Source organism: Amycolatopsis sp. BJA-103, from assembly GCF_002849735.1.
In the GTDB taxonomy this organism is placed as follows: domain Bacteria; phylum Actinomycetota; class Actinomycetes; order Mycobacteriales; family Pseudonocardiaceae; genus Amycolatopsis.
Genome location: NZ_CP017780.1, coordinates 3,496,336 through 3,510,810, shown reverse-complemented (window position 1 = coordinate 3,510,810; position 14,475 = coordinate 3,496,336). Strand labels below are relative to the sequence as shown.

Genomic DNA, 14,475 nt, shown 5'->3' with positions numbered 1-14,475 from the left:
GTGGAAACCCCGAATGCGGCGGGAAATCAGCCTTTGACGCTGCCGGCGGTGAGCCCGGCGAGGATGTGCCGCTGGAAGGCCAGGAACAGCGCCACCATCGGCAGGCTGGCCAGCACCATGCCCGCGACCAGCACGTTCAGCGGCATGTCGATGGCCACCCGCTGCAGCATCACCGACAGCGTCTGCTTTTCGGTGTCCGGGAACACCAGCAGCGGCCAGATGAAGTCCTTCCACGCGGCCACCACCGCGAGGATCGAGACCACGGCCAGGATCGGCCGCGAGATCGGCAGGATGATGCGCCACAGCGTGCGCACCGGCCCGGCGCCGTCGAGCCGCGCGGCCTCGATCAGCTCGTCCGGGATCTGGTCGAAGAACCGTTTCAGCAGATAGATGTTGAACGCGTTGGCGGCGGCGGGCAGCCAGACCGCGGCCGGTGAGTTGATCAGGTTGACGTGCAGCAGCGGCAGATCGGTGATCGTCACGTAGGTCGGCACCAGCAGCGCCGCCGCCGGCAGCATCAACGTCGCCAGCATGAGCCCCAGGACGACGTTGCCGAATTTCGGCCGCAGCTTCGACAACGCGAACGCCGCGGGGACGTCGATGGCGAGCTGGGCCAGCCAGGCACCTCCGGCGACGATGATCGTGTTGAGGAAGTACTTGCCGAGACTGAGTTGGTCCCACGCGTCGCCGAAGGTCTCCGGATGCCACTCGTTGGGAATGAAGGTCGCCGGTGTCTGCGCGAGCTCCTGCGGTGACTTCATCGCCCCGGTCACCGCCCAGTACAGCGGGAACAGGAACGCGATGACGAACAGGAGCAAGGTGCAGCCGAAGATGACGGCGTACCCGATCTTGCCACCGGGGCTCCGGAGCGTGCCGGGGGAGACGAGCGTCCTCACGACTGATCCGCCTTCCTGGTCAGGCGCACGTACAGCGCGGAGAACACCCCGAGCGCGACGAACAGCAACAGGCTCAGCGCGCTGGCCGAGCCGAAGTCGTTGTAGACGAAGGCGTAGCGGTACAGCAGCAGGAGCACGGTGACGGTGGAGTCGTCCGGTCCGCCGCCGGTCATCACGTACGGCTCGGTGAACACCTGCATGGTCGCGACGACCTGCAGCAACAGGAGCACCAGCAGGACGAACCGGGTCTGCGGCAAAGTGACGTGGATCAGGCGTTTCCACAGTCCGGCGCCGTCGAGTTCCGCGGCTTCGTAGAGCTCGCCGGGGATCGTGCCGAGCGCGGCGAGGTAGATCAGCGTGGTGCTGCCCATGTTCGCCCACGTCGAGACGAACACGAGCGACAACATCGAGGTGTCGCTCGAGTCGAGCCATTGGCCGCCGGGCAGGCCGACGGCGCCGAGCGCGGAGTTGAACAGACCGGAACCCGGGTCGTAGAACCACTTCCACATCAGGGCGGTGACGACCGGCGGCAGCATCACCGGCAGGTAGACCGCGAGCCGGAAGAACGCCTTGGCGTGGCGCAGTTCGTTGAGCAGCACCGCGGTCAGGAACGGCACCACGAACCCGAAGACCAGCGCGAGCACGGTGAACAGCAGGGTGTTGCGCCAGGCGACCCCGAACAGGGGGTCTTCGAACAGGCGGGTGAAGTTGTCGAACCCGACCCACGACGGCGGGTTGACGAAGTCGACCTGCTGGAAGCTCAGCAGGACCCCGCGCACGATGGGGTACCAGGAGAACAGCGCGAACACCACGAGCGCGGCGCACAGCAGGCCGTATGCGGTGAGGTTCTCCTTGAGCTTGCGGCGCAACCGGTTCCGGCGGCGTTCGGCCGCGGACGCGACCGGGCGACCGGCCCGCGACGAGGACGTCGCGGGCCAGTCGAGGAGGCTACTTGACCTGGGCGAGGACACTGTTGACCTTCGACTCGGCCGACGCGAGCTGCTGGTCGATGTTCGCGTTCCGATCGGTGAGCACCGCCTGCATCACGCTGTCGAGGACGGCGTAGACCTGCTGCGCGTTCGGCGGTTCGATACTGCCCTTGATCCGCGAACTGGCGTCCACATAGGACTGGAAGTTCTCGGCGGGGACGTTGGCGTGCTTGGTCTTGAGCGCGAGCTGCTGATCGCGGACGGCGCTCTGCCAGATGTCCGGCGTCGGCTCGGCGGGCAGCCCGACCGGCTGCTTGCCGTCGACGTACTGCTGGACGTGCTTCTCGAAGCGCTCCGGGTTGAGGTACTTCCAGCGGACCCATTCCAGGCCGGCCTTGATCTTCTCCGGCGAGGCCTTGGGGTTGACCATGTAGCCCTCGCCGCCCAGCAGCGTGCCCTGCCCGCCCGGCATCCCGGCGACGCCGTAGTCCTCGTACTTGCCGTTGAACTGCTTGACCAGCACCAGGACGTTGTCCGGGGCGGCCATGTACATGCCGAGCTGGCCCGCGCCCATCATGCGCTGGACGTCCTGGGCTTCGAGCAGCTGCTTGCTGCCCATGGTGTCGTCGTCCCAGCGCATGGCGCGAAGCTGGTTGAGCGCGGCCTTGCCCTTGTCGTTGTTGAAGGCGGCGACCCATTTGTCGCCGTCCTTGCGCGCGACTTCGCTGCCCATCGAGTACAGCCAGCTGGTCAGGTGCCAGCCGCCCTGGTTGTTCTTGCTGTAGTCGGCGTACCCGACGGTGCCGTTGCCCAGTGCGGCGATCTTCTTCGCGGCCTCGCGGACCTCGTCCCAGGTCTGCGGCGGTTTGTTGGGGTCGAGCCCGGCCTTCTGGAACAGCGGGCGGCTGTAGAGGAGGCCCATGCTGTAGTTCATCGTCGGCAGGCCGTAGAGCTTGCCGTCGGCGCCGCGGAAGTTGTCCAGCAGCTCGGGCTTGAGGTCGCCGAAGTTCTTCAGGCCCTTGGCCGCTTCGGTGATGTCGGCGGCCTGGCGGCGCGCGATGATCTGCGCCGGGTCGGTGAAGTAGACGTAGTAGACGTCTTCGAGCTGACCGCCGGCGAGCTTGGCGGAGAACGTCTTCGGGTCCATGAACCCTTCGTGCGGCTCGATGTCGATGTCCGGATGGGTCTCCTCGAACTCCTTGACGTCGGCGTCGAACACGCTGCGCTCGAACGGCTGGCTGGTCGGGGGCTGCCCGGTGACGGTGATCTTGACCTTGCCCCCGGCCCCGGTGCTTTCGCCGGAACCGGAACCGCAGGCGGCGACCCCCAGGGTGAGTCCACCCGCAAGGAGCAGGCAGAACATCCGGCGGCGCACGGCAGGGGACCAAGTGCTGCTCATCTTCAAGCCTCATCTCGGGATCGCGACGGCTGTCACGTGATTGCGGTCACTCTAAAGTGAAGGCCCAGATTTACGCAATAACTCGATGAGAACTTGCAACTTGCCGACAATGACTCTCGCTGGACGACCGCAAGCGCGTGAAGGCCCCCTTCCCTCGGGCTCAGCCGAGGGAAGGGGGCCTTCACGCGCGAAGGGTGTGCCTACCGGCGGGCGGTGGACCCTCGCACCACGAGTTCGGGCGCGAACAGCAGTTCCTCGGCTGCCACCTCGCCGCCGTTTATGCGCTTGACCAGCAGTTCCACCACGGCGCGACCCATCGCCTCGATCGGCTGGCGGGTGGTGGTCAGCGGCGGATCGGTGCAGTTCATCAGGGCCGAATCGTCGTAGCCGACCACCGAGATGTCGTCGGGTACCGACAGTCCTTGCCGCCGGGCCGCGCGGATCGCGCCCAGCGCCAGCAGGTCGCTCGCGCACAGGACGGCCGTCGCACCGCGCGGGTACAGCCGGGCCGCGGCGGCGTGGCCGCCTTCGATGGAGAACATGCCGTGCTCGATGAGTTCGTCCAGGACCGGGAGCCCGAGTTTCCCGGCGTAGGCGCGGAACGCCTCGAGTTTGCGCTGGGAGGGCACGTGATCGGTCGGGCCGAGGACGAGGCCGATCTTCTCGTGCCCTAGTGAGCTCAGGTGCCCGACGACCTGCTCGACGGCGACGGCGTCGTCGCACGAGATCTGCGGCAGCCCGAGGTGGTCGACGGCGGCGTTGATCAGCACCGTCGGCAGGCGGCGCTCGGCGAGATGGTGGTAGTGGGAGTGCACCGCGTCGGCCTGGGCGTACAGCCCGCCGGCGAACACGACGCCGGAAACCTGTTGCTGCAGCAGCAGTTCGACGTACTCCGCCTCCGAGACCCCGCCTGCCGTCCGCGTGCACAGCACCGGGGTGAAACCCTGCTGGGCGAGGGCGTTGCCCATGATCTCGGCCAGCGCGGGGAAGATCGGATTCTGCAGTTCGGGAAGGACCAGCCCGACCAGGCGCGCGCGGTCGCCGCGCAGCTGGGTCGGCCGTTCGTAACCCATCACGTCCAGTGCGGTGAGGACGGCGGCCCGGGTGCTGGCGGAGACCCCGGACCGGCCGTTGAGCACCCGGCTGACCGTGGCTTCGCTGACCCCGACCTTGAGGGCTACTTCGGCAAGACGACGCGTCATGCGTGAAACTTTACCGCAAGCGAGCGCAAGACCTAGACATTCTTGATCGGTGCGGTGGGCTCCTTCGCGACCCGGAAATCCCGGGAAGAAGGAACGAGCGCGGCGGCGGCCGGAGCGGCGAAACAGACCACGGCGCACACCGCCAGCACGGGCGCCGCCCCGAACTGGCTGATCGCGGGCGCGATGAACGCCAGCCCGGCGGGCGCCAGGCCGTAGGAGAACAGGAAGTCCAAAGAGGACACCCGCGCGAGCTTCCCCGGCTCGACCTCCCGCTGGGTCGCGGTGAACCACGGGACGTTGAACAGTTCGATGCCCAGACCGGCGACGGCGTAGGCGGCGATGACGAAGGCCGGGTGCACCGGGAACAGCAGGCTCAGTGGCGCGAAGCCGTAACAGCCGAGTCCGATCAGTGCCGCCCAGCCTTGCCGCTTCGGGCGCCAGCGCGCGATGACGACGGCGCCCGCGAGCGCGCCGAGCGTGTACGCGGTGAGTCCGGCGGCCAGGACGGCTTCGGTGTCGTAGCGGTCGCGGCTGACCAGCGGCAGGACGACGCCGGTCGCGGAGTAGCCGGTCGCGATCACGGCGGTCAGCGCGCCGAGTCCGGCCAGGAACCAGGGGTGACGGCGGGCTTCGCGGAGTCCGTCGGCGAACTCGCCGAAGAAGCGGGTCTTGGTCGCGGACGGGGTGGGCGTGAAGGTGCCTCGCGGCGGGATCAGTGCCGCGCCCAGCCAGAGCACCCCGGTCCCGATCACCAGGACCGGCGTCGAGGCGAAAGCGGCGAGTAGAGCAGTGAGACCAGGGGCGACCAGTGTCGTGACCCGGACGGCCAGTGTCATCGCGGCGTTGGCCTGCTGGCGCTGATCCTCGGCGATCACTTCGGCGGTCAGCGCCTGGAACGCCGGGCGGCACGCGCCCTGGCCGACGCCGACGACGGCGGCCGAGGCGGCCATCAGCAGAACGGACCGGCCCATGCCGACCGCGATCAGGGGAGTGGCGAGACCCGCGATGAGGCCTGCCCAGAGCACGACCTGACGGCGGGAATGCCGGTCCGCGAGCACCCCTGCCACGGGTACGGCCACGAGGAATCCCGCGGTGCGCGCGGCCAGCACGATGCCGAGGTCGACGGCCGAAAGCGACCGTTCGAGCACTGCCAGTCCGAGGATGAACGGCAGCGCCCAGGTCGCCAGCCCGGAGGCGGTGTTCCCGGTCCAGAGCCGTACGAACGACAGGCTGCGGAACACCGGGGTCCGGGTCTGCACGGTGTCGTCGGTCACGCGGATCGCACCTCAACTCACTTGAAATCGGTAATCGTTGTCGGTAAGCCTATCGGGTGACACTCGAAGGCTGGAGGAACCATGGCATTTCCCGTACGGCTGGCGACCGCGTCCGTCGTCATGGCGTTGGTCGCGGGCTGCGCCACCGGCACATCTGATCAGGGCGCGCCCGGCGCCGCCGCACCGGGCGCGATCGAAAGCTGCGGCAAACGTTCGACGTTCGCCGCCGCGCCGAGCCGCGTCGTCGCCTTGGACCAGTCCTCGACAGAGACCCTGCTGGCCTTGGGCGCGGGCGCCAAGATGGCCGGGACGGCCAACTTGAAGACCAAGGTTTCGCCGGAGCACGCCGCGGAGTACGCGAAGATCCCGGTGCTCTCGCCGAAGGTCCTCACCGCCGAACCGTTGCGCGCGGCGAATCCCGACTTCGTGACGGCCTCCTTCAAGGAGCTCTTCACCGCCGACCGCGCGGGCACCCGTGACGAGCTGGAGGCCCTCGGCGTTCCCACCTACGTCAGCGCGGTCAACTGTCCCGACGGCACCGCCGACGCGTTCGAGCGGTTGTTCCGCGACTACGAGAACCTCGGCAAGGCCCTGGGCGTCGCCGATCGCGCCGGTGAGCTGGCGACCGCTCAGCGCGCACTGCTCGCCGAAGCCCGGGGGAAGGCCGCGAAACGACCGCAGGGCCTCAAAGTCGCGTGGGTCTACTCGGTGTTCAAGGACGTTCCCTACGTCGCCGGGCGGACCGGGATGCCGAGCGAGATGAGCCGGATTTCCGGCGTCACCAACGTCTTCGACGACATCGACCAGGAATGGCCGGAGGTCTCGTGGGAGGCGATCGCCGACCGCGCCCCCGACGTCGTCGTGATCGGTGATCTGTCCGAACGGGGCAACCCCGGTGACACCGCCGACGAAAAGCTCGCGATGATGCGCGCGCATCCGGTCCTCTCGAACCTGCCCGCGGTGCGCGACGGCAAGATCATCAAGCTGCCGGGGATCGAACTCGACGCCTCCGTCCGGACGGTCAACGCCTTGCGCGCCTTCGGCTCCGGGCTCGACGCCCTCGGTCATGGCTGACCCGGCGCTGCTCGACCCCGCCGTCGATCCGGTCGTCGAGGACCGTCCCGCCCCACCGGCGAAGGCGCGGCGTCACGGACTGCTTTTCGCGGCCTGGCTGGTCCTGCTGATCGTGTCGCTGGTCGTCGCGACGCGCGCCGGGCTGGGGAGCGGCATCGGCTGGGCGGAACTCGGCCGGGCCGCCGGCGTGCGGCTCGGTCTTCCCGTCCAGCCACTGCCCCGGCTGGCCGATTCGCTGATCTGGGATCTCCGGGTGCCGAGGGTGCTGCTGGCGGCGTTGGTCGGAGCGGTGCTGGCGGTCTGCGGCGCGGCCCTGCAGAGCGTCACCCGCAACGCGCTCGCGGATCCGTACCTGCTGGGCGTCTCCTCGGGCGCGTCCACCGGCGCGGTCGTCGTGGTCGTGCTCGGGTTCGCCGGTTCCCAGCTGGGCGTCACCGGTGGCGCGTTCGCCGGGGCGCTGATCTCGTTCGGGCTGCTCATGCTCCTGTTGCGCCGCCGGGGCGTCGACTCGATGCGGATCGTGCTGACCGGGGTCGTGGTCGCCGAACTGTTCGCCGCGCTGACCTCGCTGGTGATCATGTCCTCCGGTGACGCGGACAGCACGAGGGCGCTGGCCCACTGGCTCCTCGGTTCGCTGGCGCCCGCCCGGTGGCAGTCGGTCGTCGTCTGCGCCGTCGCCGCCGCGATCGGGCTGCTGGTGATCTGGTCGTGCTCGGCGGCGCTGGACGGCTTCGCGTTCGGCTCGGACACCGCCGCGTCGCTGGGTATCGACGTCCGTACGACCCGGACCGTGCTGCTGGTGACGACGTCCCTGCTGACCGCGGTCGCCGTGGCGGCGGTGGGTGCCATCGGGTTCGTCGGGCTGATCGTCCCGCACGGGGTCCGGTTCCTGGCCGGGCCGTCGCACCGGCTGCTGCTGCCGCTTTCGGCGATGGCCGGGGCGGTGTTCCTGGTGTGGACCGACGCGGTGGCGCGAGTCCTGTTCACGCCGCTGGAAGTGCCGGTCGGGGTGTTCACCGCGCTGGTCGGCGTTCCGTTGTTCCTGCTGGTGCTGCGGAAACGAGGAGAACTGTGAGGATCGAAGCCCGCGGGGTCGCCTGGGGTGTGCCCGGCAAGGCGATCGTGCGCGACGTCGATCTCGTCGTCGAGGCGGGGGAGACCGTCGGCATGATCGGGCCGAACGGCTCCGGCAAGTCGTCACTGCTGCGTTGTCTCGCGGGACTGCGGGCCCCGACGGCGGGCGCGATCCGCTACGACGGGGCCGACATCTCCACCTGGTCGGCGCGGGCGAGGGCGCGGCACACGGCGTTCGTCGAGCAGAGCGCCGAGACCGACAACGACCTGTGCGTCGCAGAGGTCGTGATGCTCGGCCGGACGGCCTTCCGGTCCCGGTGGCGGGCGCCGGACGCGACGGACCGGGCGATCGTCACGGCGGCGCTGGAGCGGCTCGACCTCGGAGCGCTCGCCGACCGGCCGTGGAAACAGCTCTCCGGCGGGGAGCGCCAGCGCGCCCACCTGGCGCGGGCGCTCGCGCAACGTCCCTGGGCGCTGCTGCTCGACGAGCCGACCAACCATCTCGACGTCCGGCATCAGCTGGAACTGATGGATCTCGTCGCCGGGACCGGGCAGACCGTCGTGATCGTCCTGCACGACCTCACGCTGGCCGCGCGATACTGCGATCGTCTGGTCTTGATGAGTGCCGGAACGATCGTCGCGGACGGCCCGGCCGAGGACGTCCTCACCGCGTCTTCGCTGCGGGAAGTATTCGAAGTGGACGCCGAAATCGGCCCTGACCAGGACGGCCGTCTCTCCGTCCGCTACCGGGGAGCGAGCCGAAAGGATAACGAACAGGTAACGCGGTGATCCGCGGTCGATCCCAGTCCGTAGTACCGGATATGCCCGGGGCGTCATCGATGCGCGACAGAGGGCCCGGTCGCGCTCTACTCTGCCTCCCGTGCGCATGCTGACCCCGGCCCGAGGCCCGGTCCGGCGCCTCCGGGGCGGGGCCGTGGGGGTGCTGACCGGCATCTTGGCGACCGGTGCCCACTTCGGCACCAGCGGCCGCGTCCCCGACCTGGGCGTGATCGTGCTGCTCGTCGCCCTGCTGAGCTGGGTGGCGTACGCGTTCGCGGGACGGCAGCGCGGTCCGCTCGCCATCCTCTGCCTGGTGGCGGGCGGGCAGGCGGCGATGCACGTCTCTCTCGCCTTCCTGACCTGGGAATCGCATACGCACCACGCCGAAACCCCGGACAACGGCCTGCTCATGACGGCCGGGCACGCCGCCGCGACCCTTGTGGTGGTCACGGTGCTGGCCGGCGCCGAGCGCATGCTGTTCGCCTTGACGACGCTGATCGCGTCGGTCCTCCCGCGCCGCCTGACGCCGCGGCCCGCGACAGCGCCGTTGCGCATCCACGTCCCGCTCGCGGTGAAGTACCCCGCGACCGAGGCACTCCTGCGAGACGTGCTTTCGCGGCGCGGCCCGCCGGTGTCGTTCGCCTGATCCCCGAAACCCTGCCGAGACCCCCGTCCAGGCAGGGCTCAGCACGCGTGCCGTGACGACCCCGGCGCGCGGCGCAGGCGCACGCCTCCCCACCGACGCCTCAGGAGTTCCCCCATGGCAACACAAACCGAACCGACCACGAGCCCACCGCGCGCGTCAGCCTGGCGCGGACTGTTCCTCCGGCTCCACTTCTACGCCGGCGTTCTCGTCGGCCCGTTCGTCCTCATCGCCGCACTCACCGGTGTCCTGTACGCGGCCACCCCTCAGATGGAGTCCTGGGTCTACTCGGACCAGCTGCGGGCGCCCGTCGGGCTGAACCAGGTCTCGCTCGCCGATCAGGTCAAAGCGGCACAAGCGGCCAACCCTGGCGGTGATCTGGTCGCGGTCCGTCCCGCCCCCGAACCGGGCGACACGACCCGCGTGCTGTTCGCCGAGGAAGGACTCGGCGAGTCCGAACGACGCGCGGTCTTCGTCGACCCCGCCACCGCGCAAGTACGCGGTGATCTCGTCGCGTACGGCTCGAGCGGCGCCTTGCCGCTCCGGACCACGCTCGACCAGTTGCACCGCAACCTGCTGCTCGGCGAACCGGGACGGCTCTACAGCGAACTTGCCGCGTCCTGGCTGTGGGTGGTCGCGCTGGGCGGTCTCGTGCTGTGGGTGAGCCGCCGTCGGACCCGCCGCGCCGAAAAGGCCGCGAAAGCGGAGTCTCCGCGCGGGAAGTCCGTGCGCCGTCACGGATCCGTCGGGCTGTGGGTGCTGCTCGGCGCGTTGTTCCTGTCCGCGACGGGATTGACGTGGTCGACGTACGCGGGCGAGAACGTCTCTTCGCTGCGTGAATCCCTCGGCTGGTCCACTCCCGCGTTGAAGGTGACGGGCACCGATGAGCACGCCGGTCACTCGGGGCACGGGGAAGCGCCCTCCGCGCCCGTCCCGGCGCGGCCCGAGAGCGTGGACGCGATGCTGGCCTCCGCCCGCGCCGCCGGGATCGACGCGGCCTCGGTCGAGATCGGGCTGCCCACGAAACCCGGCTCTCCCTGGCAGGTGGCGGAAGTCGAACGCGGCTGGCCGACGCAGGTCGACGCCGTCGCGGTCGACGGCACCACCGGCCAGATCCTGGGCGAGGTGCGGTTCGACGACTACCCGCTGATGGCGAAGCTCGCCCGCTGGGGGATCGACGCGCATATGGGCGTGCTCTTCGGCTGGCCCAACCAGATCGCGTTGCTCCTGCTCGGCGCCGGTCTGGTCACGCTGGTCGTCCTCGGCTACCGGATGTGGTGGCAGCGCAGGCCGACCCGGGCCACCGGGCTGACCTTCGGGCGGCCCATCCCGCGCGGGCAATGGCGGAAGGCGCCGCCCGCGCTGGTGGTGGGACTCGTCGTCCTCGCCGCCGCGATCGGCTGGTTCGTGCCGCTGTTCGGCATCAGCCTGCTGGCGTTCCTGGTGATCGACCTGCTGCTGGGCCTGCGGTCCGGCCGCCGGTCCAAACCGGACACCACCGACGTCACCGTGTGACCTCGACGCCGGTGAGACCGACGCTCGCCGCCCACGACCGGGCGGCGAGCGCGGTGTCGGCCAGCTTCCCGCGAACCGGTTCCAGCCGGGGTTCGCCGCGCAGCCCGAACACGCGGGGGCCGAACATCTCCCCGCCGCGCACGGCCGGGTCGAGCACCGCCCTGACGGCGGGCCACGCCCCGGCTTCCTTGCCCTGCAACAGAAGCCCGGCCGGGAACTTCCGCCCGCCCGGCGCCGGGTGCACCGGCCTCGACGGGGTCAGGGAGTCGAGCGCGCCGCCGGGATGGTCGACGACGCTGAGCACCGTGCTCCCGGCCGCGCGCAGCCGCCGGTCGAGTTCGAAGGCGAACAGCATCTGCGCCAGCTTCGAGCGCGCGTAGGTGCGTTTGGGCTGGTAGTCCCGCTTGGTCTGGAGGTCGTCGAGGTCGAGTTCGGCGGACTTGCCCACGAAACTGCCCGTGGTGACGACGCGGCCCGCTTCCGCCGCTTCGAGCAACGGCATCAGGTGGTGCACCAGGACGAAATGCCCGAGATGGTTGGTGGCGAACGTCAGTTCGTGGCCCTCGGCGGTCTCTTGCCTGGGCTGCTCCTCCAGGAGCACGCCCGCGTTGCAGACGACGGCGTCGAGCCGCTCGATCCCCAGAGTGTCCACAGAGGACTTGATGGAGGAGAGATCCGAAAGATCCAGCCGCAGGTGCCCGAGTTTCGCGTCCGGCACCTGGGAACGGATCGACGCCATCGCGGCGTCGGCCTTGGCGGCGTTCCGGGAGCCCAGAAGGACGGTGGCGCCGGTTCCGGCGAGCTGTTCGGCGGCGAAGTAGCCGATCCCCGCGTTGCCGCCGGTGACCAGGAAGGTCTTGCCGTCGGCGCGAGGCAGGTGGTGGACGTCCCAGTGCGTCATGCTGGCCCCTGTTCAAAGTCGAAGTCATTCCGAATATACACACGCTCCGAGTTCGGAGTGGGTTCGATGTATTGTGGGTCGCATGGGACAGACCGAGCCGGGCAGGCGTGAACGCAAGAAGGCGGCGACCCGTCAGGCCCTCTCCGTGGCGGCGCGAGAACTCTTCCTGGAGCGAGGCTTCGACAACGTCACCGTCGCGGAGATCGCCGATGCCGCGGACACCGCCGTGTCGACGCTGTTCGCGCACTTCCCGGGTGGCAAGGAGGCGCTGATCCTCGGCCACGGTCAGGAACGGGAAGCAGCGCTGGCCGCGGCGGTGCGCGACCGCGCCGAGGGCGTCTCGATCCTGCAGGCGTTGCGGGACTTTCTCGCGACGCGTGGCCCGTTCGACCCGGCTTCCGACCCGCTGTCGCGCCGGGTCGCGGATCTGGTGATCGCCACACCGGCGTTGCGCGCCTATGCCAGGACACTGTGGACTGGCTGCGAGGACGCGCTCGCGAAGGTCATCGCCGAAGAGTCGGGCCAGGACGATTTCTCCGTGCGGCTGCTGGCCCGCTATGTCCTGGAGATCCCGGACCTGGCGGGCACGGAGCCCTCTCCGGCCGCCGCGCTGGACGCCGCCTTCGTCTTTCTGAGGAGGGGCTGGCCGGGGTTCTGAGCGGCTAGCCTGGCGAGATGAAGGGTCTGCTTTTGCGACTGTCCGCGGTGGACGCCGACGCGGAAGCCGCGGTCCGGGTCATCGCCTATTTCGACGAACTCGTGGCCCGGCAGGCCCGCCTGTCCGATCTGGTGCGTGCCACCGCGTCGCTCGTGGACTGTGTGGCCGGGCTGAGCCGGGACGGCCTCCCGGCTCCACTGCGATTCACCCCGGACGGCGAGCGCGCCGCCGACGCGGTGGCCGAACCCGCGTCGGCCGATCTCGGTGAGCCACCGGGGAAGGTCTGGCTGGAGCGGGCCGGTTCGCCGGGACCACTCGACGATCTCGTGCTGGAGCGGTTCGCGATGGCCGCCCGTGTCCTCGGCCGTGCCGAACCCGGCGGGAGTGCGCCGCAGCTGGCGGATCCCGCGCTGGTCGAGTTGCTGCTGGGGGAGCGAGCCGCCGAGGAAGACCGCGCCAGGGCGCTCCGGCTGCTCGGACTGGACGCCGGGCGGCCGGTCCGGGTGGTGGCCGTCGGCACCGAAGACGAGCGTGATCCCGGGGTGGCCGCGGTCGGGCTCCTGGCCCGGGGCGGTTCGTTGCCCCGGCTGCACGTCGCGGCCGTCGGAGAGGTCGCCGCGGTCCTGATGCAACCGCGCGACGACTCGGCGGTCGCCTCGCTGCGGTCCGCGCTCGCCGACCGGGCACGCGAACGCGACACCTCCGGTGGTGTGCGGGTCGGTGTCGGGGACGCGGTGCCCGGCCTCGAAGCCCGCCGGTCGTGGCTGCAGGCCCGGCTGGCCGAACGCTTCGCCGTCCCCGCGGTGGAGCCGGTTGTGGTGCACGGTGACCTGGGTTCGCTCACCCTGCTCGCCGAGGTCCCGGTGGCACGGTTACGCGAACAGGACGACGTCCGGGCCCTGGACACGCTCGCCGCGACACCGACCGGGGCTGCCGATGTCGCGGCGCTGGAAGCGTTCTGCCGCACGGGATCGCTACGACAGGCGGCCGTCGCGCTGCACCGCCACCACAGTTCGGTGTCGGCGCGCCTGGCCCACGTCGAGGACGCGCTGGGCTGGCGGCTGGACGAACCCGGCGACCGCTTCCGCGCCCGCCTCGCGTTGCTCGCCCGCCGCCTTGCCCAGCGAGGCTAGACGTCGAGGGCGCGCGCGAGCACGGCGAGTGCTTCGGCGGCCTCGCGTTTGCTCACGGTGGCGTGCTCCACCGCGGACGAACCGTGGAACGTGCCGGGGAACAGGTGCAGTTCGGTGGTGACCCCGGACGCCAGCAGCGTTTGGGCGTAGGCGATACCTTCGTCGCGCAGCGGATCGAACTCCATCACCGAGACGTACGCGGGCGGCAGACCGCTCAGGTCCACCGCCCTGGCGGGCGCCGCGTAGACCGGGACGTCCGCGCCGCCGCGGACCCCTTTGCCGAGGTAGGAGTCCCAGCTGACCTCGGCCCGCGGCCGGTTCCACTGTGGAGTGTCGACGAACGCCCGCATGCTCGGCGTCTCCAGCCTGTCGTCGAGTTCCGGCACCCCGAGGTACTGGAACAGGATCGCCGGGCCGCCCCGGTCGCGGGCCAGCAGTGCGAGGGCCGCGCATAGCCCGCCACCGGCACTGATGCCGTGGATCGCGATCCGGGCCGGGTCGACACCGAGTTCGGCAGCGTTCTTCGCGACCCAGGTGAGCGCCGCGTAGCAGTCTTCGAGCGGTGCGGGGTAGGGCGCTTCCGGTGCGAGCCGGTAGTCGACCGCCACCACCACGACACCGAGTTCCCTGGCGAACCGGACGTTGTTCGAGTGGTCGATCTCGAGGTCGCCGACGATGAATCCGCCGCCGTGGACGTCGAGGATCGCGGCGGGCGCGGCGATCCGGTCGGGGGTGTAGATCCGCACCCGGACGTCAGGGGCACCCTCGGGGCCGGGAATCAGTTCGTCGCGGACGGCGACTCCCGTCGTGTCCACCTCGCCCCGCATCTCGGCGAACACGGTCTTGAGCAGTTCGCGGGCGGCCGGGATGTCGTCGAGGGACACCTTGGGCAGCAGCGGGACGGCCGGGGCGATTTCCGGATCGAACGCGTAGGTCATCGGTCGCACTCCTGACGTGGCATGAGGTTCTGCCACCGAGTGTGGCCGCCCCGGCCGCC

General features: G+C 70.1%; 14 protein-coding genes. 7 read left to right on the top strand and 7 right to left on the bottom strand.

What is annotated here, in order from left to right:
• Positions 1-26: 26 nt before the first annotated feature.
• The 5 genes from BKN51_RS15245 to BKN51_RS15225 all read right to left on the bottom strand — a co-directional run bounded on the left by BKN51_RS15245 (position 27) and on the right by BKN51_RS15225 (position 5,667).
• Positions 27-896: a carbohydrate ABC transporter permease gene (locus BKN51_RS15245; RefSeq protein ID WP_101608293.1), complete on the bottom strand. Its 870-nt coding sequence runs from the start codon at positions 894-896 to the stop codon at positions 27-29.
• On the bottom strand, positions 893-1,867 hold the full coding sequence (locus BKN51_RS15240) for a carbohydrate ABC transporter permease (RefSeq protein WP_101608292.1): 975 nt from the start codon (positions 1,865-1,867) through the stop codon (positions 893-895). Before BKN51_RS15240 ends, BKN51_RS15245 begins: the two co-directional genes overlap by 4 nt.
• On the bottom strand, positions 1,845-3,224 hold the full coding sequence (locus tag BKN51_RS15235; protein ID WP_101608291.1) for an ABC transporter substrate-binding protein: 1,380 nt from the start codon (positions 3,222-3,224) through the stop codon (positions 1,845-1,847). The genes BKN51_RS15240 and BKN51_RS15235 overlap by 23 nt, the downstream gene beginning before the upstream one ends.
• Positions 3,225-3,424: 200 nt before the next feature.
• A complete protein-coding gene (locus BKN51_RS15230) occupies positions 3,425-4,426 on the bottom strand; it encodes a LacI family DNA-binding transcriptional regulator (RefSeq protein ID WP_101608290.1) in 1,002 nt (333 codons plus the stop codon).
• A gap of 32 nt (positions 4,427-4,458) precedes the next feature.
• Positions 4,459-5,667 carry an MFS transporter gene (locus tag BKN51_RS15225; RefSeq protein WP_101613227.1) on the bottom strand — a complete coding sequence of 403 codons (1,209 nt, stop codon included), beginning with the start codon at positions 5,665-5,667 and terminating at the stop codon, positions 4,459-4,461.
• Positions 5,668-5,781: 114 nt separating this feature from the next.
• On the opposite strand from BKN51_RS15225, the gene BKN51_RS15220 reads away from it, so the two are divergent.
• The 5 genes from BKN51_RS15220 to BKN51_RS15200 all read left to right on the top strand — a co-directional run bounded on the left by BKN51_RS15220 (position 5,782) and on the right by BKN51_RS15200 (position 10,786).
• The gene (locus BKN51_RS15220; RefSeq protein WP_101608289.1) at positions 5,782-6,774 is read left to right on the top strand and encodes a helical backbone metal receptor; all 993 of its coding nucleotides are present in this window, start codon (positions 5,782-5,784) and stop codon (positions 6,772-6,774) included.
• Positions 6,767-7,849 carry a FecCD family ABC transporter permease gene (locus tag BKN51_RS15215; RefSeq protein ID WP_101608288.1) on the top strand — a complete coding sequence of 361 codons (1,083 nt, stop codon included), beginning with the start codon at positions 6,767-6,769 and terminating at the stop codon, positions 7,847-7,849. Before BKN51_RS15220 ends, BKN51_RS15215 begins: the two co-directional genes overlap by 8 nt.
• Entirely contained in the window at positions 7,846-8,637 is a 792-nt protein-coding gene (locus tag BKN51_RS15210) for an ABC transporter ATP-binding protein (protein ID WP_101608287.1), read from the top strand. Before BKN51_RS15215 ends, BKN51_RS15210 begins: the two co-directional genes overlap by 4 nt.
• A 97-nt stretch (positions 8,638-8,734) precedes the next feature.
• Positions 8,735-9,274, top strand: a complete 540-nt coding sequence (locus tag BKN51_RS15205) for a hypothetical protein (protein ID WP_233223371.1) — start codon at positions 8,735-8,737, stop codon at positions 9,272-9,274.
• Positions 9,275-9,388: 114 nt separating this feature from the next.
• Entirely contained in the window at positions 9,389-10,786 is a 1,398-nt protein-coding gene (locus tag BKN51_RS15200) for a PepSY-associated TM helix domain-containing protein (RefSeq protein ID WP_101608285.1), read from the top strand.
• On the opposite strand, the gene BKN51_RS15195 is transcribed toward BKN51_RS15200, so the two are convergent.
• Positions 10,776-11,687 (bottom strand): SDR family NAD(P)-dependent oxidoreductase, encoded by a 912-nt coding sequence (locus BKN51_RS15195; RefSeq protein ID WP_101608284.1) that lies wholly within the window; start codon positions 11,685-11,687, stop codon positions 10,776-10,778. The genes BKN51_RS15200 and BKN51_RS15195 overlap by 11 nt on opposite strands.
• 82 nt (positions 11,688-11,769) lie before the next feature.
• Between BKN51_RS15195 and BKN51_RS15190 the strand changes: the two genes are divergently transcribed.
• On the top strand, positions 11,770-12,345 hold the full coding sequence (locus BKN51_RS15190) for a TetR/AcrR family transcriptional regulator (protein ID WP_101608283.1): 576 nt from the start codon (positions 11,770-11,772) through the stop codon (positions 12,343-12,345).
• A gap of 17 nt (positions 12,346-12,362) precedes the next feature.
• The gene (locus BKN51_RS15185) at positions 12,363-13,478 is read left to right on the top strand and encodes a helix-turn-helix domain-containing protein (RefSeq protein ID WP_101608282.1); all 1,116 of its coding nucleotides are present in this window, start codon (positions 12,363-12,365) and stop codon (positions 13,476-13,478) included.
• Here the strand turns inward: BKN51_RS15185 and BKN51_RS15180 are convergent.
• A complete protein-coding gene (locus BKN51_RS15180; RefSeq protein WP_101608281.1) occupies positions 13,475-14,416 on the bottom strand; it encodes an alpha/beta hydrolase in 942 nt (313 codons plus the stop codon). The two genes, BKN51_RS15185 and BKN51_RS15180, sit on opposite strands and share 4 nt — an antisense overlap.
• Positions 14,417-14,475: the final 59 nt, after the last annotated feature.